Genomic DNA, 26,077 nt, shown 5'->3' on the forward strand with positions numbered 1-26,077 from the left:
CTTAGTTGCTCGTTGCTTCAGTAAACACAGGCTCAACTTTGTCACCGGCACGCACAAAACCTTGACCAAGGGTAATAACATTCGCTTGTTCGCCTAAACCCCAAAGCCAAACGCCCTGCTCGGTACTTTTAGCTAGATTTACCGATTTAAACTCTACAATATTGTCTTCATTCACGACTTTTACGCCGATATTACCCTGCTCATCTAAGGCCATAAAAGCCGGGCTTAATAACATGGCAGGCTCAGTTGGCAACTCAATATTTAGCTGAGTCGAAAAACCTGCTTTGTATTTCATTCCTGGGTTTTCGAACGCCGCTTCGATACGAAATGTATTGGTGCTGTCATCAGCAACAGATGCAATATAACGAATTCGACCCGGATAGGTTTTGTCATTTAGCACATGAGCAAAGGTAGCTTGCCCGACTTCTAAGCCTTGCACTTCTTTTTGAGTCGCATCGGCTCTGACAATTAACGGGTCTAAATCAGCGAGCTGTAAAATAGGGTCGCCTATGCCAACATAATCACCAATTTCGACTAAACGTTTGTTGATAACGCCATCAAAAGCAGCGCGTACTTCAGTGCGTTCTAACTTTAATTCAAGGCTAACCAAGGTTGCTTTTGCTTGTTGCAACATTGCTTGTGCTTGCATGGTCAATACTTTGTTTTGTAAACCTTGCTGATTAAGCTTGAGTGCGCCTTCGTATTCAGTTTGATACTGTGCTACTAGGGCTTCTGCAGATGTGATTTGTGCTGCCAAGTCAGATTTATCTAGGCGTAAAATAACCTGATCTCGTTTTACAGATTGGCCTTCTTCAACCAATATTTCGAGTACTTGCCCTGCTTGTCTGGCGCTGATATTCGCGATTTTGTCAGGCTCTGATTTTCCATAAAAAGTTAGGTTTTTATTAATATTCTTTGCGACCAACGGCATCACTTGCACTTTAGGCAAGCGCTCTTGAACTTGCTCATCACTTTGCTGTGCTTTTTGATCTGCTTTGCTATCCCCAGATAGCATCCACAGTACAATCACCAAAACAATGGCGATAGCTAAAATATAGGGTTTCTTTTCTATTGTTGTAGTTATATTTGGCACGCAAAATTCCTTCTAATAATGCGTAAAATTTAGCAGAGGCGAGATATTATGAGAAATTAAAGCAATAAAAAAGCCACATAAAGTGGCTTTTTTAAATAATTCGTTAAACGCTGAAGCTGGCTCCGCAACCACAGGTCGTTGTTGCATTTGGGTTATTAACAAAAAAGCGTGCGCCTTCAAGCCCTTCTGTGTAATCCACGGTACCATCAACTAAATATTGAATACTCATAGGGTCAATTACTAGCGTTACACCATTTTTAACAATTTCTAAATCGCCAGGGTTAGCTTTTTCATCAAAAGTAAAACCATATTGGAAACCTGAGCAACCACCACCTGTTACATAAACACGTAGTTTAAGATCTGGATTCTCTTCTTCTTCGATTAACTGTTTAACACGAACAGCTGCTGCATCGCTGAACTTGATTGGCAACTCATCTGACATACCAAAACCCTCAAAACCTATATTGGCCGCAATTATCTAATACCCGAGTGTTTTAATCAAGTATCACCAGAAGAGCATCTCAATTATGGTGAGGGCAACTGGCTAAGCTATTCGCCTTGGACTAAAGTTAATTTGTACTACATTTGGGCTGGCATGAGTTTGCACTGAGGAAAGATAATTGTGATAGAGCATTTCAAGCTGCATTTTATAACTGATAATTTAAGCAGTGCGCAGTTTATTCCAGCTGAATACGATTTACTCCTTGTTTTTGCTTCAATCCTCACAGCCGTATTTGCTTCGTATATCTCTTTTTTATTATCTGCTCGCATCAAACACTCTTATCTAAAAAATGAAAGTCAGATCTGGACCATCATGGCATCGTGTTTTTTAGGTATAGGTATTTGGGGTATGCATTTTGTAGGTATGCTTGCCTATACCTTACCCATCCCTATTGAATACAACATTAGCATTACTTTAATATCAATTTTGCCAAGTGTGTTTGCTAGTTACATCGTGCTTTCTCCGGCACTTCAAACTGATAAAGGACTACTCATTAGAAGTGTGCTAATGGGCGCAGGGATTGGCTCGATGCATTTTGTTGGCATGATGGCGATGGTGATGCCTGCAAAAATGGCTTATGAGCCTTGGTTGTTCTCTTTATCTATTATCGTCGCTATTGTGCTGTCAGGTATCGCATTAAAAATTAATGATTTTCGACTTGCCAAAGGAGTTTATCAAACACGGATGAACTTGGTTGTGGCCTTGATAATGGGCAGTGCAATTTCCGGAATGCATTACATCGGCATGATTTCGATGTCTGTTTTTGAAACTGAATACACCACCTATGTTACAACCCACGACTATTCGACGTTAGCACAACTTATCATTTTTATTCTGGTGGCATTAAGTCTGTTTGTATTAGGTGCTGTTGAGCTTAGAGCAAGAAGCTTATTATCAGCGAAATTAAAAGCGGTACTTAATACCGTACAAGATGTGGTTATTAGCTTTAATAATGAAGGAAAAATTGAATTTGCAAACCCGGCTGTTATCAATGTTTTTGGCTATCAGCCGCAAGATTTAATAGGCAAACATATTCGTACCCTGATCCCTGAAAGATCGTTAGAACTTGATGAAATACTCCGAGATTCACAGCTTAGCAAAAAAACAGCGGGTAAAAGTAGCAGTCGGCTCTTAAAAGGACAACGAGCCAATAAAAAACGTTTTCCTATTACGTTAACCATTAGCTCTATTGGTAAAAAAGAGTCAGGTCCTTATGTGGCGACAATAAAAGATCTCTCTGATATTCGAAACCAAGAAGCCTTTACACAAACTATTTTCGATAATTTACCCATCATGTTGTTTGTAAAAGAAGCTGAGCATCTAACATTTAGCCATGTAAATAAAGCGGGTGAGCAACTACTAGGTAAAAATAAAGACCAACTAATCGGTTTAAATGACTTTGATATTTTCAGTAATGAACAAGCAGTCAGTTTCGTGCAAACCGATCGCGATGTATTGAAAAGTGATGACACCCTAACTATAGAGGAAAAGCCGGTTACTATTGATGACAATACTCATTACTTAAGAACACGGAAACTCACAATTAAAGACAGTAATGGTAAAGCGCAATATTTATTGGACGTTTCTGAAGATGTTACTGAATTAAAACAAGCAAAAACCGAGCTTGAAAGCTTACACCAACGCATGTCTATGGCTGCAGATGCGGCCCATATTGGTATATGGGAGTGGAATTTTGACACTAATGAACTGATTTGGGATGACTGGATGCATACCTTATTTGACATTCCAAAATCAGAATTCAAAGGGGACTATTCAGCATGGGCTAATAGCTTACACCCAGATGAATATGAAGACGTGACTAACAAGCTAAAACTCGCAATTTTAAATGGCGAAGAGTTCCATGCAGAATTTCAGATTGTTCTGCCCTCTGGCAAAACCCGCTATATCAATGCAGATGGACGAATATACGGCAACCGGATGATTGGTGTTAATTTCGATGTCACAAAGCGCGTCATGGCAGAGAAGAAAATTAGGCAATTAGCACAAACAGACTACCTTACTGGTTTAGCAAATCGTAGTGCGCTTGAGCGATTCATCAAACACGAATTTGCCCGTGTTGAGCGCACAGGCTCTAAGGTAGGTTGCCTGTATTTTGATCTTGATAAATTTAAGCCAATCAACGATACCCATGGCCATGCAATGGGAGATAAAGTTCTGGTAGAGGTTGCTAAACGCCTACAAGACACCGCTCGCAAAACCGATTGTGCTGCACGCATTGGTGGTGATGAGTTTGTAGTTATTGTTACCGACATAGAAAACCAAGTACAAATAAACCGTGCACTATCACGATTGATCTGTGCGATTAAGGCGCCGATAAAATCAGAGTGTGGTGACTTGCATGTAGAAGCGAGTGTTGGCTTTGCACTATATCCTGACGATGCGCAATCATTTGACGAATTGCTTAGCGTGGCCGACAAGCGTATGTATGACCAAAAACATCACTGCTTTAGCTGTAATGTTATGAACTGTAAATAAGCAAATTAATAATGCTAAAAAGTCCAATTTAGACGTATACTTATTAAACAATTAATAATAATTCTTTTTCCATGCTTACTCGCTTTTATTCTTTTATGGTACTTATTTTCAGCTCATTGGCAGTTGCCAATAACGCGTACCAAGAAACATGGAAAATCACCTCTCTAGAAGCCCCGCCATATGCAAGTAGTATAATGGCAAATGGTGGTGATGCTATTGCACTATTAAGAGACACGCTTGCCAAAAAATCGATAAACCTCGAAGTTGAATATTTACCTTGGCAAGATGCAATAAAAAAAGCCCAGTTAACTGGCTACCTGGGTTATTACCCCGCTTGGCCATCTGAAATAATGCCTGGCTTTATTGCTTCACCCACTATTTTAAATTCTCAATTAGCTGTCATTACCACTCAGTCTAATCCAGAAGATTTTGAAAGTCTTGAACAGCTTTTTAATGAGCACAAAGTCGGCGTTGTTGAGCCTTATATTTACCCGGGTGTGGTCGAAAAAGTGATTCAATCTTTTGCTGGCAGTATAGTGCAAACCGCAAACGATGAAGAGCTATTTCACTTAATGCAAACTGAGCAGATTAATTTTGCGATTAGTGCGCCAAAAGTGCTTAACTATTTTGCTGAGCAACAAAGCTTACCTGAACCAAAAATTGTAACTCAGTTTACCGACACCCCATTAGTGATTGGCATACGAAATAGCGCTGAAAACCAAGCTAAAATAGCCTTACTCAATGATTTATTTGCTGGCGCAAAGCCGTCTGCAACAAATTACTCTCGGCCAAAAAAGTTGTTGTTAACTTATATAGATATTCCACGTGTAGCGCCATTTAAAACATTAATGAGTGATGTTTATAATGATTTAAATATCAAAGTTCAGATGCAAGCAACACCATCTCGAAGAGGTGTGTTATTACTAAATGCAGGCATCGTTGACGGCGATATTGTGCGCTCACAAAGTAATATGCGTAAATTCGAGAATATTATTGCCGTGGAGCCAAGTCTTGGCGTTATCAACTTAGTGCTCCTATGTAGAAAATCGCTGCCATGCGATCGAGATAATTTATACAACCCAAGCAACCGAATTATAAGCTCTATTGGTGATATCGAAATTCTTAACGAGTTTGATATCAAAGCAGACATAATCCATAACGAAGACTTAAACCATACCATCAAAATGCTTAAAAGAGGTCGTGTCGATTATGCACTTTATCCTGCGCTCAATAACGATATAACTACCTTTAAAAAAGACTTTTCTTTAATTGTACTAAGGCAAATGGCTATCAACACGGTTATTCATAAAAAACATGCCCCACTGGTAGATGAAATATCCAAAGCTATAACAGCTCGCTTGCCTGAATTAATGCAGCAAATTAATAACGACAGTAAAGATTAGCTAGATTTACCCAAAATGCAGATAAAATTATAAAATCCCAACGACTTAGTTAATTTGATTTGCTAAACTGCGGCTCAAAAGTGCTGTGAGGAAATATGCATGTGGCTTGAGAGACTAAGACGTCGCCTAGCAAAGCCTAAAACATCTGTGCAATTGTGCTTACTTGGTGTAAGTGCAGGGTTAATTGCGGCAGTGTTGATCATACTTTTTCGCCTCACAATCATGTTTTTTCAAAGCTTATTTTTAGATAAGCCTGATGACTTCACCACTTTACCAACCTATGAGCGGATGATACTGCCAGTTGGTGCAGCCTTATTAATTGCCTTATTCGCCGCCCTAACAGGCTTTAAGCATTATCGTCTTGGCATTCCATTTGTAATTCACCGTATTAAAAAACATTATGGCCATATGCCGCTTTACAACACGGTAAACCAATTTGTCGGTGGTGCATTAGCCCTTATTAGTGGTTTTTCGGTCGGTCGAGAAGGCCCATCAGTACATATGGGTGCAACGGGTGCCAGTTTACTGGCCGATAAATTACATCTACCACACAATGCAATGCGTACCCTCACCGGTTGTGGTGTTGCAGCCGGTATTGCTGCCTCATTTAACACCCCACTTGCAGCCGTCATCTTTGTTATGGAGGTGGTACTTAGGGAATATAAAGTGCATATTTTCGTGCCGATTATGCTCGCAGCGGTTACCGGCGCATTAGCCACTCAATTTGTCTTTGGTGACGCTTCAGAGCTCGCTCTTATTACCATGAACCCATTGAGTGGTTGGCATTACCCATTTTTAATCATTTTTGGTATGGCACTTGGTGCTGTTGCCTATGCATTTAACCAAAACTTGATGCTTATAATCCGTACTTTTAAACCACTAAGTATGTTCCCCCGTCTATTACTCGCAGGATTAATAGCAGGCTTAATTGCTTATATGGTTCCTCATGCAATGGGCTCAGGTATGAGTGCTATCACTATTGCTATTGAATCACCAGATGATGTGCAGTTTTTAACTACCATCTTGATTGCCAAATTACTCGCCACTTTATTTGCCATTGGTTTAGGTATTCCAGGTGGGATCATCGGCCCTGTTATTGGGCTTGGGGTATTAATGGGCACCTTAATGGCCTTTTTTGCGCAGTTTATTAGTCCGGGTGTTGATATCACTGGGACTTATAGCATGCTTGGCATGGCGGGATTATTGGCTGCAACATTACACGCACCACTGGCAGCTCTCACTACGGTTATGGAGCTAACCTCAAGCCCCGAGATCATTGTGCCAGCCATGTTGGTGATCTCAACGGCTTATGTCACGGCACTGCAGTTTTTTGGTAACCGCTCTATTTTTATGCAACAGCTTGATTTCCAAGGGCTTGAGTATCAAATATCGCCAGCTACCGAAGCATTACAAAAAGTGGGCGTGATGGATGAAATGGATGAGCAGTTCAAGCTGCTTTACAGTGACGACAAACAACAAATTAAAGAGTCGCTCGATGCCCTTGATAGCCAAACCCCGCTTATTGTTCATGATGAAGAAAACGGCTATCGTCTAGCCGAATATGATTTAAGCCTGATGTCTGACCAAGAAAGTAACATCAAGTATGTCAGCCTTGCTGGTCTTAGTAGCCAAGCAACTTTAGCCGATGCTTTTGACTTATTGAAAGATAAACGCAGCGGTGCGGTGTATATTTACAACCTGCTTGATAACCAACAGATTATGGGCCTTTTGCGTTGGGACCAAATCAGACATATCCTTACCATACGCAACAGTTTGTTATAACAATTAAAATGGATGCTTAAATGACTGCGCTATTAGTTTATAAAACCTTCCACGTATTTTTTATGATTGCTTGGTTTGCCGGTATTTTTTACCTGCCACGTCTTTTTGTTTACCACGCAATGAGTGAAGAAAAAGCCTGTAACTCAATGCTGAAAGTAATGGAACGCCGCTTACTGTTTTTTGTGACGCCGTTTGCTGTTTTAACATTGGTGTTTGGCGTACTGACCATTTTTGAATATGGACGAGATTGGTTTAGGTACAGCATGTGGCTGCACTACAAACTGGTGCTAGTGATTATTCTCTATATATACCACGGCTATTGCTTTAAATTACTGGCTGACTTTAAGCATGACCGCAATACACGTAGCGATCGCTTTTACCGTATTTTTAATGAAGTTCCGGTACTCATCCTTTTAGCTATAGTGGCACTGGCAATTATTAAACCTAACTTATAATTTGCTGCTGTGAACGCTAAAAATTTGCTATAGTACTGCGCAAATTTATGCGGCCTCCCATACCGAGTGCCAGCGCCCTATAAATGTGATTAGGAACAAACCCCATGCTAAGTTTCCAAGGTGAAAATATCCTGTCGGTCAATCAGCTTGATCGAGATTGTATTGAACGTATTTTTGCAGTTGCTAAGAAAATGGAGCCTTATGCTAAAAAGCAAAAGCGCACCAATGTTTTAGAGGGCGCAATTTTAGCGAACTTGTTCTTTGAACCAAGCACGCGTACTCGTGTAAGTTTTGGTACTGCATTTAACTTACTAGGTGGCTTAGTTCGTGAAACAACGGGTATGCAAAGCTCAGCGCTAGCAAAAGGTGAATCTTTGTATGATACCGCTCGCGTGATCTCAGCGTATGCAGATGCAGTCGCAATGCGCCACCCTGACGCAGGCTCTGTTGCTGAATTTGCCACCGGGTGTGATGTTCCAGTAATCAATGGCGGTGATGGCTCAAATGAACACCCAACACAAGCCCTACTTGACTTACTAACGATTGAACGTGAGCTAGGTCGTTTCAACCAAAGTATCGACGGTATGCATATTGCCCTAGTAGGTGATTTAAAATACGGCCGTACTGTGCACTCTTTATCTAAATTACTTTGCCATTATAAAGACGTTAAATTCTCTATGGTGGCACCTGATGGCTTACAAATGCCAGACTACATTTTAGATGCTGTTGATAACGCAGGTCATAAAATTCAAGTAGTAGATAAAATGGAAGGCAACTTGGCCGCCGATATTGTTTATCAAACCCGTATCCAAGAAGAGCGCTTCCCTTCACAAGAAGAAGCTAACAAATACCGTGGTGGTTTCCGTATCAGTCAGGCAATTTACAACGCACACTGTAAGCCTAACTCAGTACTGATGCACCCTCTTCCTCGTGACAGCCGTTTGGAAGCAAACGAGCTAGATAACGATTTAAATAGCAACGACAACCTAGCAATTTTCCGCCAAGTGCAAAATGGCGTGTTAATTCGCATGGCGTTGTTTGCTCTAACCTTAGATGTTGCCGACAAAGTTGAGCAATATGAAGTCGACGTGCCTTGGTTTAGCCGTAAACGTAATAGCTAAGCTACTTCGTTTGGGCTCTTTGAGCCCTTGCAAACCAACTCATTTAACGTGACAACCCAATAGGACTATTCATGACAATTAGCCAAGATCTTTTTAATCGCGCGCAAGAATCAATCCCAGGCGGTGTTAACTCACCAGTTCGTGCCTTCAATGGCGTTGGCGGTACTCCTTTATTCATTACTAAAGCTGAAGGCCCTTTTACCTTTGATGCTGATGGTAACCGTTATATCGATTACGTTGGTTCATGGGGACCAATGATCATGGGTCATAACCACCCAGCTATTAAGCAAGCGGTATTAGAAGCCGTAGAAAATGGCTTAAGTTATGGTGCACCAACCGAAACTGAAATCTTAATGGCCGAAAAAGTAAAAGAGCTCGTACCATCAATCGAAAAAGTACGTATGGTAAGCTCAGGTACTGAGGCAACAATGAGTGCAATTCGCTTAGCACGTGGTTTCACTGGCCGTGACAAAATCTTAAAGTTTGAAGGCTGTTACCACGGCCATGCTGACTCACTACTAGTAAAAGCAGGCTCAGGCGCACTGACTATGGGTGTACCAAATTCACCAGGTATTCCTGAAGACTTTGCTAAGCACACATTAACTGTGTCGTTTAATAACCTTGATGAAGTAAAAGCAATTTTCGCAAAATATGCTGACGACATCGCTTGTATCATCGTTGAGCCAGTTGCTGGCAACATGAACTGTATTCCACCTGTACCAGGCTTCTTAGAAGGTTTACGTGAGGTGTGTGATGAATACAAATCTGTGCTTATTTTTGATGAAGTAATGACAGGTTTCCGTGTTGCTTTAGGTGGCGCACAGGCTTATTACAACATCAAACCAGACCTTACTTGCTTAGGTAAAGTGATCGGTGGCGGTATGCCAGTAGGTGCTTTTGGCGGTAAGAAAGAAATCATGGATTACATCGCACCTGTTGGCCCAGTTTATCAAGCGGGTACATTATCAGGTAACCCAATTGCCATGGCTGCTGGCTTAAAGTCTTTAGAGCTATTAAGTGCTGAAGGCCTGCACGATGAGCTTGAAGCAAAGAGCAAAGCAATTTGTGAAGGCTTTGAAGCCGCTGCGAAAAAAGCAGGCATTGCACTTACAACAAACTACGCAGGTGGTATGTACGGTTTCTTCTTTACCGATAAAGAAAAAGTAACAAGCTACCAACAAGCGACTGAGTGTGATTTAGAGCGCTTCAAAAAGTTCTTCCACTTAATGCTAGAAGAAGGTGTTTACCTAGCTCCTTCGGCGTTTGAAGCAGGCTTTGTATGCGCTGAGCACTCTGAAAAAGAGATCAACGACACCATTGCAGCAGCAGAGCGCGCATTCGCGAAGCTATAATAAGCGTTAAGCAAGTTAATAAAAAGCCCCAGCATTTTTCAATGCTGGGGCTTTTTTTATTCTTTGCCAATTCGTTTATTTAATACCATTCCGCTTAATTAAGTAGTCTATTTTGAGGCAATAAAACCTCGTTGATAACAAGGCAAAAATTTCGTTATTTAGTTGTTCTAAATGAGAAATTTTTAACGCAGTTAGCGACAGGTTTTATCCCTCAAAATGATTAAGTATTATTGCGGGTTGGTATAAGTATTAATGCGAGTTAGTGTTGTTAATCTCTAACACAAGTCGGTCTAGGCTCAAACTCACTGGCACGTATAGGTAGCTGCACTACTTTGCCGCAACCAGGAGGCGCTTGCAGACCGGTTTCTTCATTAATGAATGCCCAACGAATAGAAGCAGGGCGAGTATCCGCTATGGCTTCAGGGTTGAGTGGTTTAAGGTAACGAATGTAAGCTTCTAGTGCGCCAACACTGCCTGTTAAACCTGTGCTCTTGTTATCGTCGCGACCAATCCATGCAACAGTCACCGTGTTTTGGTCAAAACCTGCAAACCAACTATCGCGTAAGTCATTACTGGTGCCTGTTTTACCAGCAAGCTGAATTGATGGGAAATGAGCATTTAGGCGTTTAGCCGTGCCATCTTTAGTCACGCGCTTCATTGCGTATTTGGTCATGTAGATTGATGCATCATCAAAGCGTTTTTGTGAGCTGACATCATGCTTGTAAAGCACTTTACCTACTGAGTCAGTCAGTGCCGAAATAGACGTTAACTCGCGGTACTGACCATCAGCAGCAAGCGTTGTATAAAGCTGCGCCACTTCAAAGCTAGAAAGCTCAAGTGCACCTAAAAGTAATGACGGGTATTGATCAATACGCCCTTCTACACCTAAACGCTTCAAGGTATCGGCTACTTTATCAACTCCAACATCAAGGCCCGTATTAACGGCAGGAATATTTATACTGTTACTAAATGCTTTGTATAGTGGCATAGGGCCGCGGAACTGCTTGTCGAAGTTCTCAGGTTGCCATACTTTACCCTGCTCATTAGTCACTTGCAGCGGAGAATCATCCACCAACGTGGCAACATTAAACTGACCACTTTCAAATGCTGTTAAATAGACGGCAGGCTTAACGAGTGAACCAATATTACGTTTAGTATCAAGCACACGGTTAAAACCAAAATAACGTACGTCACGGCCTGCGACCAACGCCGACACTCCACCCTTTTCAACGTTAACAGAGATCATCGCTGCTTCAAGCTCTTCTGTTTTAGGGCGTCTTTCTAGATAAGGTAGACTTGCCTCAACCGACTCTTCCATGGCCGTTTGCTTTTGTAAGTCAAAATAGGTGAATACACGCACCCCGGCATCTAACACTTGCTGATCAGGTAGCAAGCGCTTTAATTCTCGATTAACTAATTCTAAGTAACCCGGATACGACTTTTGCAGACTATCTTTCATTGGTGCAATATCAATTGGGCGCTTTAATGCCGCACGGTATTCACGCGTATCAATAAGTTTATTTTCAACCATTAAGCGTAGTACTAGATCACGACGCTCCATTGCGCGTTCACTATAACGCCGAGGATTGTAATACGATGGCCCTTTTACCATAGCCACTAATAGGGCAATTTGGTCGTATTCAAGTTCATCCACAGGTTTTGAGAAATAAAACTCAGCGGCAAGACCCATACCGTGAACGCCTTGGTTGTATGACTGACCTAAATACACTTCATTGAGGTAAGCTTCTAAAATGTCATCTTTGCTGTAACGGTAATCTAGAATTAAGGCAATTAGCGCCTCATTAAATTTACGTACTAAAGAGCGCTCACGAGTTAAGTAGATATTTTTTGCTAATTGCTGAGTTAAAGTACTGCCGCCCTGCACGGTACGCCCTGCTTTAATATTGCTATACAAAGCACGCATAATTGACCACACCGATACGCCGTGATGGTCATAGAAATTACGATCTTCAACCACTAGTAAAGTGTCTTTTAGCATCGGCGGAAATTTATCTAGCGGCACAAACTCGCGGTCTTGTTTTGAATCATTACCGATGCGGGCTATTTGAACTGGCTCTAATCGAGCGCTGTTTAAACGGCGGCCAAATTTATCTTTGATGGTTGCTAATTTCTGCCCCGAAAAACGCAGCTCAATCACTTGTGAATCTTCAAGGCCGTCATAAAACTCAAATTCACGACGGTACACTTTAATACTGTTAGCTGATTTAACATACTGACCTGTACGGCTTAGCTTGTTTACAGATGAGTAATTTAAGCGGTTTAACTCCCAAATAACCTCTTGCTGAGACAAATACTGCCCAGGATAAAAACTCATTGCACGAGCATACACTTGTGCAGGTAACTGCCATTTATTGCCTTCAAATTGGCGAGTAATCTTTGCATCTAAATAAATTAGATACAGCACCATGGCAACAATCACAGCAAGTGAAAGCTTCCAAAAAATTGACCAAAGTTTTCTTAGCACACTCGCTTTAGCTGGCCCTTTAGGTGCGCGTGAGCGCTTAGCGGTAGTTTTTTTTGATGTCGCCTTCGATTTACTAGACGATTTTTTTGCAGGAGTTTTTTTATCAGCCATTGAGTTCGCTATTGGTCAGTTAATTTTACAGGATTACACCTTGAACAGCGCAATATTAACACCTGTAAAATTAACAGTCACTTAAACTCGTTTAGCGTGTACACAACCAGAGTGAGTGGATCACAGCAGGTATAAAAAAGATAAAGCATAGAATAATGTTAATCACTAAATCTTTACCTGCACCCGCTTTTAAAAATACCGCAACAGGCGGTAAAAAAAGCGAAATGATTATAAGCAAGAGTTTGTTATCCATCGTTTTTCCTTGTTAGTTTTGAACACTAAGCATAGTCAAAAAATAGCTACTTCGCCTATCAGAAAAGACTTATTTAAACGCAAAAAAGCCCTACCTTCGTAGAGCTTTGATTTGAACACACAATGATATTGTTATGGGCGTGCTATTTGCACGCACCAAGATTAGTTACTGCGAACTGATACAAACTCAGGGTAAGCATCAATACCACAGTCATGTTGATCCATACCGTTTAGTTCTTCTTCTTCGGTAACACGGATACCCATGGTATTTTTCAGGATTGCCCATACGATTGATGACGCGATGAACACAAATCCTAAGATACATACTAAGCCAATTAATTGATTAACAAAGGTTGCATCAGAGTTTGAAAGTGGTACTAACATGATACCTAATGCACCACATACACCGTGTACAGAGATAGCACCTACAGGGTCATCGATTTTCGCTTTATCAAGTGCAACGATGCTAAATACAACCAATGAGCCACCTAATAGACCAAGTAAACAAGCAAGTAATGGCGTTGGAGATGCAGGCTCTGCAGTGATAGTTACTAGACCTGCTAGTGCACCATTAAGAACCATAGTTAAGTCAGCTTTACCCCATAACACTTTACATACGAATAGTGCTGCGATTGCGCCACACGCTGCTGCTGCGTTAGTGTTTAAGAAGATTTTACCAACCGCTGTTGCGTTTTCAGCGTCAGAAACAAGTAGCTGTGAACCACCGTTAAAGCCAAACCAACCCATCCAAAGGATTAATGTACCTAGAGTTGCTAACGGTAAGTTAGAACCAGGAATTGGATAGATTTCACCATTTTTACCGTATTTACCCTTACGAGCACCTAGGAAAAGCACACCAGCTAGCGCTGCCGCAGCACCTGCACCGTGAACGATTGCAGAACCTGCGAAGTCAACAAAGCCCATTTCAGATAAGAAACCTGCGCCCCAAGTCCAGTAACCTTCGATTGGGTAGATGAAACCAGTTAAAACAACCGTGAAAATTAAGAATGCCCATAACTTCATACGCTCAGCAACCGCACCAGATACGATTGACATAGCAGTTGCTACGAACACAACTTGGAAGAAGAAATCAGACTCTAAAGAGTGATCCGCATCAGCAGCTTGAGTGCCGATTAATGCGCCAAATGAAGGAATGAAACCACCTTCTGCGTTATCAACATACATGATGTTGTAACCCACTAATAAAAACATAGTGCAGGCAATAGAAAATAGTGCAACGTTTTTAGTTAGGATTTCTGTTGTATTTTTTGCACGGACTAAACCTGCTTCAAGCATAGCGAAACCAGCCGCCATCCACATTACTAAAACACCCGACATTAAAAAGTAAAAAGTGTCGAGTGAGAACTTCAACTCTACGATAGTGTTTTCCATAATTCCCCCTTAAATTGCTTCTTCATCAAGTTCGCCCGTACGGATACGAACGATTTGGTCTAAGTCGTAAACAAAAATTTTGCCGTCACCAATTTTGCCTGTTGAAGCAATTTTTGTGATGGTTTCAACAACGCGTTGACAATTTTCGCTACGAGTTGCAATTTCAAGTTTGATTTTTGGAATAAAATCGACTTGGTATTCAGCTCCACGATATAGCTCAGTATGACCACGTTGACGGCCAAAGCCTTTAACGTCGACAACTGTCATCCCCTCAATGCCTAAATCAGCCAATGCTTCACGTACATCATCAAGTTTGAATGGCTTTATTATTGCACTAATCATTTTCATAGTGGCCCCCTTCGGACGCTTATTGTTATCCTGTTGGCTTATACAATCCAACCTTTGTGCCACTATTTTTTATTGTTTAATTTCAATAATTTAAAAACAAAACTTGGTTTTTGCACAAAAAAAATGCACCCTATTGGTGCATTTTTTTAACAATTAACCAGCGCTGGTGCAATTAGCACAACTATAGTTTAACTAAGCAGTTCCGATCTTGCTGTTTGGCTTGATATAAGGCCTTGTCGGCAATGCGCATTGCAGCTGTAAGCGATACTTTTTGGAATTGGGTCATACCAATACTCATGGTTAATGAGTAAGGCTCACCATTAATTGAAAAAGCATGGCTTGCTAACTGCTCTCTGAAGGTATTGAGCCTTGATTCGGCCTTAGCTAAGTCCATATTATGCAGTACCACGGCAAATTCTTCGCCGCCAATTCTTGCAATAGTGAAGTCATCAAACTTAGTCTTTAAAAATGAAGACACTTGTTTTAGCGCCTGATCACCGGCTTCGTGACCAAACTGATCGTTCACATTTTTAAAGAAGTCGATATCAAGCAAGGCCAATACGTTTTCTTGCTCAACATTTTTAAGCAGTTTTTCTGCGTATTGATAAAAATAACGACGATTATGCAAGCCAGTTAAATGGTCGCGGTATGCGCTTTCTTTTATATCGGCTATTAAAGCAAGCTGCTCCATTGTTTGCATAACACGGCAATGAAACTCTTCATTCATAAACGGCTTAGTTAAAAAGTCGTTAGCGCCGTATTTAATAAAACGCGCCGATAAACCATGCTTACCGGCACCTGATAAACCGATAATAGCTAAATCATCACGGCCGCGGAAATTACGCACCGCTTTAACGAGCTCAAAACCATCCATTGTTGGCATTGCATAGTCCGTAAGAAGCAGCTTGATTTCAGGATCGTCTTTAAGCATTTGTAGTGCTTGTTCACCATCTTGAGCATCACGTACATCAAACAACTGCTTTTCGAGCATTTGCTTCATCAAAGTGCGACTTAGTACTGAGTCATCAGCCACCAGCGCTTTGCTACCATCATTTCTAAGTAATTGTGCAACAAGTTTGATCGCATAATGGTATGAGTCGCGGTTATCTTTAACCACGTAATCAACCACACCAAGCTCTAACATCTGCTGGCGAATGTATTCATCAATTTTTGATGTTAGGACAACGGTCGGAATGTTTTTTGATAAGGTGTATTTAGCTACTTCGCCATTCATCGCATCAGGTAGCGTTAAATCGACTAAAGCCAAGGTGTAATCGTGCTCTGAAATTAAAGAGACGCCCTCTTTTAAAGACCACGCAAAGTCGACAGCCACATCTAAATAGTGAGCAGCGAGGTGACGTAACACTTGCTGTACTACTTTACTGTCTTCAACTACTAATACTCTTTGCATTGCAACTTCTCTTTCTTAAGCACGTGTACACAGATTATAAACACGCTAAATATACGCCATTTTTTAATCTAGCTAAATAATTAAGCAAAATATCTTTGCTAAAAAAATGCACTTTTTTGTAACCAGCTCAGCATTTTCGGTTATTTTTCTGTTTAACAGCTAATATTGGTCACTAGTCTCATTAGTTTGTCATCGAGTTTGCTTTACTTTTTAATAGCTGCAATTCGAATAATAAGGAATCAACATGAAACTAGTTAGTTTTATTGGCTTGTCAGTGACAGCACTAACACTGACCTTCAGTACTCCAAGCTTTGCTGATAATGGACGTCGTATTGACGTTGACAGCAAAGTGGTAACAGAGCACAAAGCCCGCATTAATGGTGAGCGCTTTTCATATACCGCAACCACAGGCACACAACCAGTTTGGAATGAGCAAGGCGATGCCGTTGCAACGCTGCAATATACTTATTATACCCGCGATAAAGTAGACGATAGAACAAAACGTCCTTTAGTTTTTTCGTTTAATGGTGGCCCAGGTTCTGCGTCAGTATGGATGCACCTTGCCTATACTGGACCACGTGTATTAAAAATTGATGACGAAGGTTACCCTGTTCAACCTTATGGCGTAAAAGATAACCCTTACTCAATTTTAGACGTGGCTGATATTGTTTATATCAACCCAGTTAACACCGGTTACTCGCGCGTTCTTGAAAACGAAAAAGGTGAGTTGCCAAGTAAGTCAGACCAACAAAAAATGTTCTTTGGTGTTAACGCTGACATCAAATACCTAGCTGAATGGTTAAATACCTTTGTTTCTCGCAACGAGCGCTGGCGTTCACCTAAGTTCTTAATTGGTGAGAGCTATGGTACGACTCGTGTTTCTGGTCTTGCTCACGAATTACAAAATCGCCAATGGATGTATATCAACGGCGTTATTCTAGTATCACCAACTGAAATTGGTATTAAACGTGAAGGCCCTGTAGAAGCTGCTAACCGCCTGCCTTACTTTGCAGCAACCGCTTGGTACCACAAAGCCCTTAGCGCAGACTTACAGGCAAAAGACTTAGACGAGTTACTTCCTGAAGTTGAACAGTTCACCGTGAATAAGTTCTTACCTGCAATTGCTAAAGGTGGTTTTTTACCTGCTGATGAAAAACGTGCCATCATCAAGCAAGCAGCAAAATACGCAGGTTTATCTGAAAAGTTTGTTGAGCAAAATAACCTTGATATTCCAAATAACTTCTTCTGGAAAGAGCTATTACGTGAGCGCGGCCAAACTGTGGGCCGTTTAGATTCTCGTTACCTAGGTATCGACAAACGTGATGCAGGTGAGTCACCTGATTACTGGGCTGAGCTTACTTCATGGTTACACTCATTCACGCCAGCGATTAACTATTACCTACGTGAAGAGCTTAACTACAAAACCGATATCAAATATAACCTATTTGGTAATGTTCACCCTTGGGATCGCTCAGGCAACAACACAGGTGAAAACTTACGTTTAGCAATGGCACAAAACCCATACTTAAACGTGATGATTCAATCTGGCTACTACGACGGTGCAACAAACTACTTTGATGCTAAATACACAATGTGGCAATTAGATCCAAGTGGCAAAATGAAAGATCGCTTAAGCTTTAAAGGCTATCGCAGTGGTCACATGATGTATTTACGTCATGCTGATTTAGAGTCATCAAATAATGACTTACGTGATTTTATCCTTAAATCACTCCCAGCCGAAGGCAAAGCAGCAAAGTACTAAACAGCGTATTTGCAAAACCATAATAGAAAAAGCCCGTTTTATACGGGCTTTTGTTTTTCCACTAATCTTTTTGGGTATATACTCAAGTCATTGATTTAATGATTTGGATAATCAGCAAATGGCAGAAAAATTTCGCGTTATGTTTGCAGGGCTTGAAGCCGGTGTCGACCAAGTACAAGCAACAGAGCAACTAGCTGCAAAACTAAAAACAACAACAGACAAAGTTGCGACCCTGTTTGAGCATAAGCCATTATTTGCACCAAGTGAGCAAGATAAAGCACTAAAACAAGCAAAGTTACTCGCCAGTGTTGGTATTAAAGCCAAGCTCCAACCGATTAACCAAGCAGCCACCAGCAGCCAATCAGGCAATACAGCCGCACAGGCTAAAGAGCGTGAAGAACGTATTTTTGATGCCCTCGATTACATCACCAGTAGCCTTATTCGCCTAGAAGAAAAACTTGATGACTTAGAGCAACGTTTACCTGAGCTTGAGAATAATAGCGTTGCTGATAGCGACGATAGCTGGCAAGAAGATGACTTGCTACTTGAAGATGAATTAACAGAACCTGTTAAAAAACGCTCAAATACCCTACTCTATTCGCTTATTGCAATGGTCATTGTGTTATTGATCATTTTGGGTGTTGTGGAGCTTTTTCCTGAACTTTTCTCCTTTTTAGAAAGTTAACACTAATATTGACATGAGCAACACACGAGCAGAAATCAGACAATCTATTCGAAAAAAGCGCAATTCACTGACTATTGAACAACAAAAAAATGCAGCAATTGCGCTAAAAGTGAATTTTACTCAACACCTAAAATCGCTAAAAACACCTAAAATCGCCCATATTGGCATTTATTTCAGCAATGATGGCGAATTAGACACTTCATTGTTAATTAAAGAATTATGGATACAAGATCAGCATTTGTATCTACCTATAATCCACCCCTTCAATGGCACAACTTTATACTTTCAGAGGTATGAAGAAAATTCACCCATGACTGCAAACCGCTATGGTATCTTGGAGCCCAAGTTAAATTGCAGTCAAATATGTCCTTTAGATAAGCTTGATATTTTACTTATGCCATTAGTGGCATTTGATGATCAAGGTAACCGTTTAGGAATGGGCGGTGGGTTTTATGACAAAACGTTGGCTCGGTATTACCAAGAAAACTGGCAAAAACCGATTTTGATAGGCCTTGCCCATCAATGTCAGCATGTTTTAGCATTGCCAATTGAATCGTGGGATGTACCGTTAAAACACATTATAACCCCAGAGAAAATCTACCAATGGTAAGCAAACTGTTTGTATACTATAGGCCCTCTCTGACAGCTAACTGAGCACATAATTATGACGCAAGATGAATTAAAAAAAGCCGCTGCCTGGGCAGCACTTGAGTTTGTAAATGAAAATACCATTGTTGGTGTAGGTACAGGCTCTACAGTGAATCACTTTATTGATGCACTTGATACTGTAAAAGACACCATTACTGGTGCGGTTTCAAGCTCTGAGGCTTCAACTGAAAAGTTAAAAGCGCTGGGTATTGAAGTATTCGAACTAAACGATGTATCAAGCCTTGATGTGTATGTTGATGGCGCAGACGAAATCAACCCACACAATGAGATGATCAAAGGCGGTGGTGCAGCACTGACACGCGAGAAAATCGTTTCAGCGGTAGCAAAACAATTTGTTTGTATTGTTGATGAATCTAAAGAAGTTACAACATTAGGCGCATTTCCACTACCGGTTGAAGTGATCCCAATGGCACGCAGCTATGTAGCGCGTGAACTAGTAAAACTAGGCGGTGACCCTGTTTACCGTGAAGGTGTTGTAACAGATAACGGTAACGTCATTTTAGACGTGCACAATTTAGATATCAGCAACGCCAAAGAATTAGAACTAACAATCAACCAGATTGTTGGTGTAGTAACAAACGGCTTATTTGCCCATCGCGGCGCAGATAAAGTCATTATCGGCACCAAAAATGGGCCGCAAATCAAGTAAATAGGAATGAGGATATGAGTAAGGTATCGTTAGCAAAAGACAAAATTAAAATTCTCTTGCTGGAAGGCGTGCACCAAAGTGCTGTAGAAACGCTTAAGCGTAATGGCTACAGTAATATTGATTACGTAAAAACATCCTTACCTGAAGACGAGCTCATTGAGCGCATTAAAGATGTGCACTTTGTAGGCCTTCGTTCTCGCACTCATATTAATGAAGCGGTATTAGAAGCAGCTGAAAAGCTAGTCGCAATCGGCTGCTTCTGTATCGGTACTAACCAAGTCGACCTGCAAGGTGCTCGTGAGCGTGGTATTGCGGTATTTAACGCACCATTTTCAAACACTCGCTCTGTTGCAGAGTTAGTACTTGGTGAAATCTTATTATTACTTCGTGGTATTCCAGAGCGTAATGCCCTAGCACACCGCGGTGGTTGGTTAAAATCAGCTAATGGTTCATTTGAAGCACGTGGTAAAACGTTAGGTATTATTGGTTACGGCCACATTGGTACACAGCTAGGTATCATGGCTGAAAATATCGGTATGAACGTTGAGTTTTACGATATCGAAGACAAACTAACACTGGGTAATGCAACGCAAGTTCATAACCTAACTCAGTTACTACAACGTGCTGACGTTATTAGCTTACACGTACCAGAAACACCGCAAACGAAGAACTTAATCGGTATGGCTGAGCTTGAAGTGATGAAGCAAGGTGCCATCTTGATCAATGCTTCTCGCGGTACTGTTGTTGATATTGACGCTCTAGCAGAATCACTTCGTGATAAAAAACTGAGCGGCGCTGCAATCGACGTGTTCCCTGTAGAACCAAAATCAAATGATGAAGAGTTCGTATCACCGCTGCGCGAGTTCGATAACGTGATTCTGACTCCGCATATTGGTGGTTCAACACAAGAAGCACAAGAAAATATCGGTATTGAAGTAGCAGGCAAACTTGCTAAGTACTCAGATAATGGTTCAACCATTACGGCGGTTAACTTCCCTGAAGTATCACTGCCTGAGCTTGCAAACCGCAGCCGCTTATTACACGTGCACCACAACCGCCCAGGTGTTCTAACGCAAATTAACCAAGCGTTTGCTCAGCACGGCATTAATATCGCAGCCCAGTACTTACAAACTGACGAAGCGATTGGTTACGTAGTAATTGATGTAGATACAGACCAATCAGAAGTCGCTCTTAAAGAGCTAAGTGCTGTTGAAGGTACAATCAGAGCACGTATCCTTCACTAATCGTTGGCATATCGAATAAGAAAAGCGCAACCAGTTAAACTGCTTGCGCTTTTTTTGTAGGACAAAACTTTAAGCTCGTAGGTTGGTTTGAGCGTAGCGAAACCCAACACGCTAGAGAGCTTTAAGCCTTAAGCTATCAGCCGATTGTGCTCACCTGTTGTTAGGGTGCAATACTTTAATGTAGGCGTGAAATTTATTTCGCGCGATGGCTTATTTCTTATAAATAACACACAAGAAATTTCAGGTGAACAGCCAAAGTAGCAGCAAGCTTGTGATTATTCGCATTACGCTACTGCAAAACTAATAGGGTGTACCTTGGTAAGGTTAACGTTTTGTTTAGCTTGCCAAAGATTGTAATTATCCTGCATCGATAGCCAACTTTCAGGGCTTCTACCCAAAGCCTTAGATAATCTTAATGCCATTTCAGGAGTAATAGAGCTCTGCCCCTTAAGGACTCTGTTAAGAGTTGAAGGTGAGACATCCAACTGTTTCGCGACAAATCTACAGCTGTAACCGAAAGGCTCCATATATACATCGGAAATAAATTCACCCGGATGCGGTGGATTATGCATAGTCATTAGTGATAATCCTCGTAGTTTAATATGTAGGCGTTACCATCTTTGAATTCAAATGTTACTCGCCAATTACCATTTACAGTTATTGACCAAACACCATCACGATTACCTTTTAATGGATGCAACTTAAATCCAGGTAAGTCGATATCTTCAATAATCGAAGCGGTATCTATAGCGGCTAGTTACATTCTCAAACGACGCTCGTGCTTGGCTTGAATCCCTGCTTTGCTTCCAGTCTCGAAGAACTTTTTCAAGCCTTTATGTTTGAATGTCTTGATCATTGCCAAAGTGTAGCGTGCTGCGCAACAGGTGTCCACTTTAATTATAGTCCCCTCGCTTAGGGGGAATAACCGTGGACTAAAATTTGAAGCGGAGCAAAGACCAAAACGGACCCCAACTTTAAGCCGGAAATTTTAAGCTCTAAGTCAAAAAAGGCTCACCGTAGGCGTGAAATTTATTTCGCGTTAAGACTTCCCATCCTTACTCGCTTCTTCCTTGAAACTAGCTAACATTTGATTTGGTGATTTATCTGAGAGTCCACTTTTTTCTGCTTCAATCAATTTCATACGAATAGCTTCAATTTCAGAAGCTCGCATTTGCTCTTTTCTAATCAAATCTCGAAGTAACTCACTGTCACTCGCATAATTTCCTGAAGCGAGCTGTGCTTGCATCCATTTTTATTGTTGGGCAGTCACAGTGATACTTTTTTTACCATCGCCATAATTTACTCATCTTGAATAGATCAAATCCAGATATAATCCTATTTTATACTACTACAATCAAGCTTAGCTCATTGGTGCTAGCAATCAACTATACCTTTTACTTTGCTTCCCCTCCTCAAACACACTTCCCTGTGTAAATCTCGCCGATAAGTCAGTAAATTTTACTCATCAGTTTGTGGTGCCTCAGCGTCTTTATCTTGCTGTTTTTCGCTTATCATAGCGTTTAATTTCTCGCCGCCTTTGATGCCAAAATCTAACGTGCGGATTGGGAACGGGATGGTCATGTCAGCTTCGCTTAGGGCGTTTCTAACTGCCACAACAGCCTTGTGACGAACGGTCATGAAATCCGCTTCGCCGGGGTATTTAATCCAAAACCAAACCAGTAAGTTAACGCTGCTATCACCAAAGCTTTCGGCGTAAACGGCGGTTTCTTCTTGTTTAATCACAAAATCAAACTCATTGATTCTTTTAACAATTACCTCAGCGGCTTGTTCTGGATCGTCAGCATACGAAATACCCACAGGCACTTCGATACGACGCACACCTAAGGTACTGTAGTTACTGAGTATATTTCTAAATAGAATCTTGTTAGGCACTAAGATAAGTTGCCCATAAAAGTTCTCAATGAGGGTGTTTCTTAGGTTAATCGCCTTAACGGTACCGAACACGCTTTCGGTGCGGATTACATCTCCTGTTTTAAATGGTTTGCGAACACCCATAGCAATACCCGCTATAAGGTTCTCTGTCATATCCTGAAAGGCAAAACCAATCGCAAGACCAACAATACCAGCACCAGCTAGTAATGAGGTGACCGTGCCTCTGAGGCCCAAGAAATCTAGGGCTACAAATAAGCCTACGCATAACACGATAACCTTCACTATCGATGACATTAAGTCAGCGATTTGCGAAGACTCTAACGAACGACGTAATAGCTTTCTAAGCATTGATCCAACAATACGCGCCAGCAGTGAAAACACGATAGTAATAATTACTGCGACAATAAAGTTTGGAATATGGCTTATGATGATATCAACCCAGCCACCGAGTTTTTCTTCTATCAGCTTTTCTGCTTCACTTACTGTCGGAATTTTTAACATTTTTGTACCTTGTTGAATTAATTGCTCAACAAAGTATTTAGCAAGATGAACGCCATTTCTAATTTAGAGTATTAAAACCATAAAAAAAGCCGTGCTTAGCACGGCTCTTCTAATTCATTTTCCTAAAAAATTAGTTCTGCTCTTCTCGTAAGAAAACAGGCTCTAATTCTTTTGCTGTTGCATCGCTACTAAAGTAATAACCTGCAGCGGTGAAATCTTTTAAATCACTTAATTGGGTGATTTTATTTTCAATAATGTAACGTGCCATCATGCCGCGGGCTTTTTTCGCATAGAAGCTAATCACTTTATATTGGCCGTTTTTACAGTCTTTAAAATGTGGAGTGATGATTTGTGCATTTAATGCTTTTTTATCAACCGCTTTAAAATACTCATTCGAAGCAAGGTTTACCAAATATTTGCTATCTTGCTCGGCAAGCACTGTATTAAGCTTTTCGGCGATAACACTGCCCCAAAACTCATATAAGTTTTTACCGCGTGGGTTTTCTAACTTAGTGCCCATTTCAAGGCGGTAAGCTTGCATTAAATCTAATGGTTTAAGCACACCATAAAGACCAGACAAGATTCGTAAGTGCGACTGTGCGTAATCAAGATCAGCACCGCTTAGAGTTTGCGCATCTAAGCCACCGTATACATCGCCATTAAAGGCTAGCACGGCTTGTTTTGCGTTATCTTGGGTAAATGGCTGTGACCACTCGGCGAAGCGTGCCGCATTCAAACCAGCTAGTTTATCGCTGATTTTCATTAGGCTACCAATTTGCGCTGGTGTTAAATCACGGCAAACTGACATTAACTCTTCGCTGTGCTCGAGTAATTCAGGTTGAGTGAATTTATCGGTCGTGGCTGGTGTTTCGTAATCTAAATTTTTTGCAGGTGAAATAACAGTGATCATACTTAGCTATTGACTTGTAATTTATTTGATGTCAATTTCAACATTAATCGAATCAAAATGCACGTTTTGTTTCGTCCTGCCTTTATCCGCTGTTCTTTTCATACATAATGTTCTAGTTTTCTGTATTAAGGACATTTGACCTATTAAACACTGTCATAGTGTTGCAGCATAAAGGCCGCTATAATGGATTTTCTTTTAACTTGCTTGGAATGAGGAAAGCAAATGACTTCAGCACTACAAAGGCTTAAACAGCATTCATCTATTGTTGCAGATACAGGTGATATCGAAGCTATCAAAAAGCACCAACCAGAAGATGCAACAACAAACCCATCTCTACTTTTAAAAGCCAGTGAAATTGAAGCGTATAAGCCTTATTTAGATAAAGCGTGGCAATATGCCAAAGAAACCGAGCAAGATGCAGCTAAACAACTTGAGTTAGCATGTGATTACTTTGCTGTATTAATTGGTAAAGAAATTAGCGAAATCGTACCGGGCTATATCTCAACAGAAGTAGACGCACGTTTATCATTTGATACCCAAGCGACTATCGACAAAGCCCACACTTTACTGAGCCTTTACGAAAAAGAAGGTGTTAGCAAAGATAAAATCCTAATCAAAGTTGCATCAACTTGGGAAGGTATCAAAGCCGCTGAGCAGCTTGAAAAAGAAGGCACTAAGTGTAACTTAACGCTGTTATTCTCTGAAGCACAAGCACGCGCATGTGCCGATGCGAATGTATTTTTAATTTCACCATTCGTTGGCCGTATCTTAGACTGGCACGTTGCTAACGGTATGGAAAAACCAACTGATCCGCTAAACGATCCTGGTGTGCAATCTGTACGTAGCATTTACGAGTTCTACAAACGCCACGATTATAAAACAGTTGTTATGGGCGCAAGCTTCCGTAACACAGGCGAGATCATCGCACTTACTGGCTGTGATAAATTAACGATTAGCCCAGGTCTTTTAGAAGAGTTAGGCCAATTAACGGATGCACAAGAGTACCTACTAGAGAGCGACTTTACTGTTGAAGACAAACCAGCACCACTAACTGAAGGGCAGTTCCGTTGGTTACATAACCAAGATGCTATGGCGACAGAAAAACTTGCTGAAGGTATTCGCTCTTTTGCACAAGCACAGCTTGAATTAGAAGCACGCTTTAAAGCAATGTAATTCAAATTACAGCATTTTTTTAAACGCCACCGCTAGGTGGCGTTTTTGTTTCTAAAATAACTAAACCTTTGATCTATTCATCTATCAATCACACTTCTGTAACAGTATTGTCACTTTTTTATTCTATTTTTGAGCAGCCTGTGGTATAGGTATTTCCGAGGTTCAAAAAATCAATAGGAGAAGTTCATGGATAGCCTAGACGATATTTTAGAAATATTAGAAGGTCCTAGTAAAACAAAAAAGACCTCTACAAAAAATAAAAAGAGAAAATGGCGCGAAATCGAAGCTTTGAAAGATAAGCATAGACTTCGCAAAGAACTACAGGAGTTAGACTATTTCACAGACAGCATTGAGCTTGATGAATTAGACTTTTAATTAAAGGCCCGCA

General features: G+C 40.9%; 24 protein-coding genes and 1 pseudogene. 13 read left to right on the forward strand and 12 right to left on the reverse strand.

The features are described from left to right. Position 1: 1 nt before the first annotated feature. Together KQP93_RS13500 and erpA are read right to left on the reverse strand one after the other, a co-directional pair. The gene (locus tag KQP93_RS13500) at positions 2-1,093 is read right to left on the reverse strand and encodes an efflux RND transporter periplasmic adaptor subunit (RefSeq protein WP_254907676.1); all 1,092 of its coding nucleotides are present in this window, start codon (positions 1,091-1,093) and stop codon (positions 2-4) included. A gap of 103 nt (positions 1,094-1,196) precedes the next feature. Beyond that, positions 1,197-1,535 carry an iron-sulfur cluster insertion protein ErpA gene (gene erpA, locus KQP93_RS13505; RefSeq protein WP_054562313.1) on the reverse strand — a complete coding sequence of 113 codons (339 nt, stop codon included), beginning with the start codon at positions 1,533-1,535 and terminating at the stop codon, positions 1,197-1,199. Between the two features lie 180 nt (positions 1,536-1,715). Between erpA and KQP93_RS13510 the strand changes: the two genes are divergently transcribed. The 6 genes from KQP93_RS13510 to hemL all read left to right on the forward strand — a co-directional run bounded on the left by KQP93_RS13510 (position 1,716) and on the right by hemL (position 10,204). Beyond that, positions 1,716-4,091: a diguanylate cyclase domain-containing protein gene (locus tag KQP93_RS13510; RefSeq protein WP_217874809.1), complete on the forward strand. Its 2,376-nt coding sequence runs from the start codon at positions 1,716-1,718 to the stop codon at positions 4,089-4,091. 95 nt (positions 4,092-4,186) lie between these two features. Further along, positions 4,187-5,494 carry a transporter substrate-binding domain-containing protein gene (locus KQP93_RS13515; RefSeq protein WP_217874811.1) on the forward strand — a complete coding sequence of 436 codons (1,308 nt, stop codon included), beginning with the start codon at positions 4,187-4,189 and terminating at the stop codon, positions 5,492-5,494. Positions 5,495-5,593: 99 nt separating this feature from the next. Further along, the gene (locus KQP93_RS13520; RefSeq protein ID WP_054562317.1) at positions 5,594-7,276 is read left to right on the forward strand and encodes a chloride channel protein; all 1,683 of its coding nucleotides are present in this window, start codon (positions 5,594-5,596) and stop codon (positions 7,274-7,276) included. 20 nt (positions 7,277-7,296) lie between these two features. Then, positions 7,297-7,731 (forward strand): CopD family protein, encoded by a 435-nt coding sequence (locus tag KQP93_RS13525; protein ID WP_054562318.1) that lies wholly within the window; start codon positions 7,297-7,299, stop codon positions 7,729-7,731. Between the two features lie 104 nt (positions 7,732-7,835). Further along, positions 7,836-8,852 (forward strand): aspartate carbamoyltransferase, encoded by a 1,017-nt coding sequence (locus KQP93_RS13530; RefSeq protein WP_055197864.1) that lies wholly within the window; start codon positions 7,836-7,838, stop codon positions 8,850-8,852. 71 nt (positions 8,853-8,923) lie between these two features. Continuing rightward, entirely contained in the window at positions 8,924-10,204 is a 1,281-nt protein-coding gene (gene hemL / locus KQP93_RS13535) for a glutamate-1-semialdehyde 2,1-aminomutase (RefSeq protein WP_217874812.1), read from the forward strand. Between the two features lie 268 nt (positions 10,205-10,472). Here hemL and mrcB read toward each other — a convergent pair whose 3' ends face one another. The 5 genes from mrcB to KQP93_RS13560 all read right to left on the reverse strand — a co-directional run bounded on the left by mrcB (position 10,473) and on the right by KQP93_RS13560 (position 16,203). After that, a complete protein-coding gene (gene mrcB / locus KQP93_RS13540; RefSeq protein ID WP_217874813.1) occupies positions 10,473-12,800 on the reverse strand; it encodes a penicillin-binding protein 1B in 2,328 nt (775 codons plus the stop codon). A 91-nt stretch (positions 12,801-12,891) separates the two neighbouring features. Further along, positions 12,892-13,053, reverse strand: coding sequence for a YqaE/Pmp3 family membrane protein (locus tag KQP93_RS13545; protein ID WP_082401591.1), 162 nt, complete (start codon positions 13,051-13,053; stop codon positions 12,892-12,894). Between the two features lie 161 nt (positions 13,054-13,214). After that, a complete protein-coding gene (locus KQP93_RS13550; protein ID WP_054562321.1) occupies positions 13,215-14,444 on the reverse strand; it encodes an ammonium transporter in 1,230 nt (409 codons plus the stop codon). Positions 14,445-14,453: 9 nt separating this feature from the next. Further along, positions 14,454-14,792, reverse strand: a complete 339-nt coding sequence (locus KQP93_RS13555) for a P-II family nitrogen regulator (RefSeq protein ID WP_054554260.1) — start codon at positions 14,790-14,792, stop codon at positions 14,454-14,456. Between the two features lie 181 nt (positions 14,793-14,973). Beyond that, positions 14,974-16,203, reverse strand: a complete 1,230-nt coding sequence (locus KQP93_RS13560) for a diguanylate cyclase (RefSeq protein ID WP_062566702.1) — start codon at positions 16,201-16,203, stop codon at positions 14,974-14,976. A gap of 244 nt (positions 16,204-16,447) precedes the next feature. Here KQP93_RS13560 and KQP93_RS13565 point away from each other — a divergent pair, with 244 nt between their 5' ends. The 5 genes from KQP93_RS13565 to serA all read left to right on the forward strand — a co-directional run bounded on the left by KQP93_RS13565 (position 16,448) and on the right by serA (position 21,212). Then, positions 16,448-17,965: a S10 family peptidase gene (locus KQP93_RS13565; protein WP_054562323.1), complete on the forward strand. Its 1,518-nt coding sequence runs from the start codon at positions 16,448-16,450 to the stop codon at positions 17,963-17,965. A gap of 118 nt (positions 17,966-18,083) precedes the next feature. Then, positions 18,084-18,650 (forward strand): hypothetical protein, encoded by a 567-nt coding sequence (locus KQP93_RS13570; RefSeq protein WP_217874814.1) that lies wholly within the window; start codon positions 18,084-18,086, stop codon positions 18,648-18,650. Positions 18,651-18,663: 13 nt separating this feature from the next. Further along, complete coding sequence (locus KQP93_RS13575) at positions 18,664-19,260, forward strand: 5-formyltetrahydrofolate cyclo-ligase (RefSeq protein ID WP_217874815.1); 597 nt, start codon at positions 18,664-18,666, stop codon at positions 19,258-19,260. A gap of 54 nt (positions 19,261-19,314) precedes the next feature. Further along, the gene (gene rpiA, locus KQP93_RS13580; RefSeq protein ID WP_054554255.1) at positions 19,315-19,968 is read left to right on the forward strand and encodes a ribose-5-phosphate isomerase RpiA; all 654 of its coding nucleotides are present in this window, start codon (positions 19,315-19,317) and stop codon (positions 19,966-19,968) included. A 14-nt stretch (positions 19,969-19,982) separates the two neighbouring features. After that, complete coding sequence (gene serA, locus KQP93_RS13585; protein ID WP_167659130.1) at positions 19,983-21,212, forward strand: phosphoglycerate dehydrogenase; 1,230 nt, start codon at positions 19,983-19,985, stop codon at positions 21,210-21,212. Between the two features lie 284 nt (positions 21,213-21,496). Here serA and KQP93_RS13590 read toward each other — a convergent pair whose 3' ends face one another. The 5 genes and pseudogenes from KQP93_RS13590 to yaaA all read right to left on the reverse strand — a co-directional run bounded on the left by KQP93_RS13590 (position 21,497) and on the right by yaaA (position 24,516). Continuing rightward, positions 21,497-21,790 carry a HigA family addiction module antitoxin gene (locus tag KQP93_RS13590; protein ID WP_054554253.1) on the reverse strand — a complete coding sequence of 98 codons (294 nt, stop codon included), beginning with the start codon at positions 21,788-21,790 and terminating at the stop codon, positions 21,497-21,499. Continuing rightward, positions 21,790-22,068, reverse strand: a pseudogene (locus KQP93_RS13595) (type II toxin-antitoxin system RelE/ParE family toxin). Before KQP93_RS13595 ends, KQP93_RS13590 begins: the two are co-directional and overlap by 1 nt. A 183-nt stretch (positions 22,069-22,251) precedes the next feature. Next, the gene (locus KQP93_RS13600) at positions 22,252-22,458 is read right to left on the reverse strand and encodes a ribbon-helix-helix domain-containing protein (protein ID WP_217874816.1); all 207 of its coding nucleotides are present in this window, start codon (positions 22,456-22,458) and stop codon (positions 22,252-22,254) included. Between the two features lie 212 nt (positions 22,459-22,670). Next, entirely contained in the window at positions 22,671-23,606 is a 936-nt protein-coding gene (locus KQP93_RS13605; RefSeq protein WP_217874817.1) for a mechanosensitive ion channel family protein, read from the reverse strand. A 130-nt stretch (positions 23,607-23,736) separates the two neighbouring features. Then, positions 23,737-24,516, reverse strand: coding sequence for a peroxide stress protein YaaA (gene yaaA, locus KQP93_RS13610; RefSeq protein WP_217874818.1), 780 nt, complete (start codon positions 24,514-24,516; stop codon positions 23,737-23,739). A gap of 222 nt (positions 24,517-24,738) precedes the next feature. Here yaaA and tal point away from each other — a divergent pair, with 222 nt between their 5' ends. Then, entirely contained in the window at positions 24,739-25,689 is a 951-nt protein-coding gene (tal, locus tag KQP93_RS13615; RefSeq protein WP_217874819.1) for a transaldolase, read from the forward strand. 186 nt (positions 25,690-25,875) lie between these two features. Continuing rightward, entirely contained in the window at positions 25,876-26,064 is a 189-nt protein-coding gene (locus tag KQP93_RS13620) for a DUF3545 family protein (RefSeq protein WP_054562330.1), read from the forward strand. Positions 26,065-26,077 lie beyond the last annotated feature (13 nt).

The organism is Pseudoalteromonas shioyasakiensis (assembly GCF_019134595.1).
Taxonomy (GTDB): domain Bacteria; phylum Pseudomonadota; class Gammaproteobacteria; order Enterobacterales; family Alteromonadaceae; genus Pseudoalteromonas; species Pseudoalteromonas shioyasakiensis_A.

Excerpts from the sequence above, each read along its gene's own strand:
- tal (WP_217874819.1), top strand. The coding sequence starts at position 24,739 with ATGACTTCAGCACTACAAAGGCTTAAACAGCATTCATCTATTGTTGCA.
- KQP93_RS13560 (WP_062566702.1), bottom strand. The coding sequence starts at position 16,203 with ATGCAAAGAGTATTAGTAGTTGAAGACAGTAAAGTAGTACAGCAAGTG.
- KQP93_RS13600 (WP_217874816.1), bottom strand. The coding sequence starts at position 22,458 with ATGCAAGCACAGCTCGCTTCAGGAAATTATGCGAGTGACAGTGAGTTA.
- hemL (WP_217874812.1), top strand. The coding sequence starts at position 8,924 with ATGACAATTAGCCAAGATCTTTTTAATCGCGCGCAAGAATCAATCCCA.
- KQP93_RS13620 (WP_054562330.1), top strand. The coding sequence starts at position 25,876 with ATGGATAGCCTAGACGATATTTTAGAAATATTAGAAGGTCCTAGTAAA.
- KQP93_RS13515 (WP_217874811.1), top strand. The coding sequence starts at position 4,187 with ATGGTACTTATTTTCAGCTCATTGGCAGTTGCCAATAACGCGTACCAA.
- KQP93_RS13570 (WP_217874814.1), top strand. The coding sequence starts at position 18,084 with ATGGCAGAAAAATTTCGCGTTATGTTTGCAGGGCTTGAAGCCGGTGTC.
- KQP93_RS13555 (WP_054554260.1), bottom strand. The coding sequence starts at position 14,792 with ATGAAAATGATTAGTGCAATAATAAAGCCATTCAAACTTGATGATGTA.
- KQP93_RS13530 (WP_055197864.1), top strand. The coding sequence starts at position 7,836 with ATGCTAAGTTTCCAAGGTGAAAATATCCTGTCGGTCAATCAGCTTGAT.
- erpA (WP_054562313.1), bottom strand. The coding sequence starts at position 1,535 with ATGTCAGATGAGTTGCCAATCAAGTTCAGCGATGCAGCAGCTGTTCGT.
- KQP93_RS13605 (WP_217874817.1), bottom strand. The coding sequence starts at position 23,606 with ATGTTAAAAATTCCGACAGTAAGTGAAGCAGAAAAGCTGATAGAAGAA.
- KQP93_RS13590 (WP_054554253.1), bottom strand. The coding sequence starts at position 21,790 with ATGACTATGCATAATCCACCGCATCCGGGTGAATTTATTTCCGATGTA.
- serA (WP_167659130.1), top strand. The coding sequence starts at position 19,983 with ATGAGTAAGGTATCGTTAGCAAAAGACAAAATTAAAATTCTCTTGCTG.
- KQP93_RS13565 (WP_054562323.1), top strand. The coding sequence starts at position 16,448 with ATGAAACTAGTTAGTTTTATTGGCTTGTCAGTGACAGCACTAACACTG.
- KQP93_RS13550 (WP_054562321.1), bottom strand. The coding sequence starts at position 14,444 with ATGGAAAACACTATCGTAGAGTTGAAGTTCTCACTCGACACTTTTTAC.
- rpiA (WP_054554255.1), top strand. The coding sequence starts at position 19,315 with ATGACGCAAGATGAATTAAAAAAAGCCGCTGCCTGGGCAGCACTTGAG.
- KQP93_RS13520 (WP_054562317.1), top strand. The coding sequence starts at position 5,594 with ATGTGGCTTGAGAGACTAAGACGTCGCCTAGCAAAGCCTAAAACATCT.
- yaaA (WP_217874818.1), bottom strand. The coding sequence starts at position 24,516 with ATGATCACTGTTATTTCACCTGCAAAAAATTTAGATTACGAAACACCA.
- KQP93_RS13575 (WP_217874815.1), top strand. The coding sequence starts at position 18,664 with ATGAGCAACACACGAGCAGAAATCAGACAATCTATTCGAAAAAAGCGC.
- mrcB (WP_217874813.1), bottom strand. The coding sequence starts at position 12,800 with ATGGCTGATAAAAAAACTCCTGCAAAAAAATCGTCTAGTAAATCGAAG.
- KQP93_RS13545 (WP_082401591.1), bottom strand. The coding sequence starts at position 13,053 with ATGGATAACAAACTCTTGCTTATAATCATTTCGCTTTTTTTACCGCCT.
- KQP93_RS13525 (WP_054562318.1), top strand. The coding sequence starts at position 7,297 with ATGACTGCGCTATTAGTTTATAAAACCTTCCACGTATTTTTTATGATT.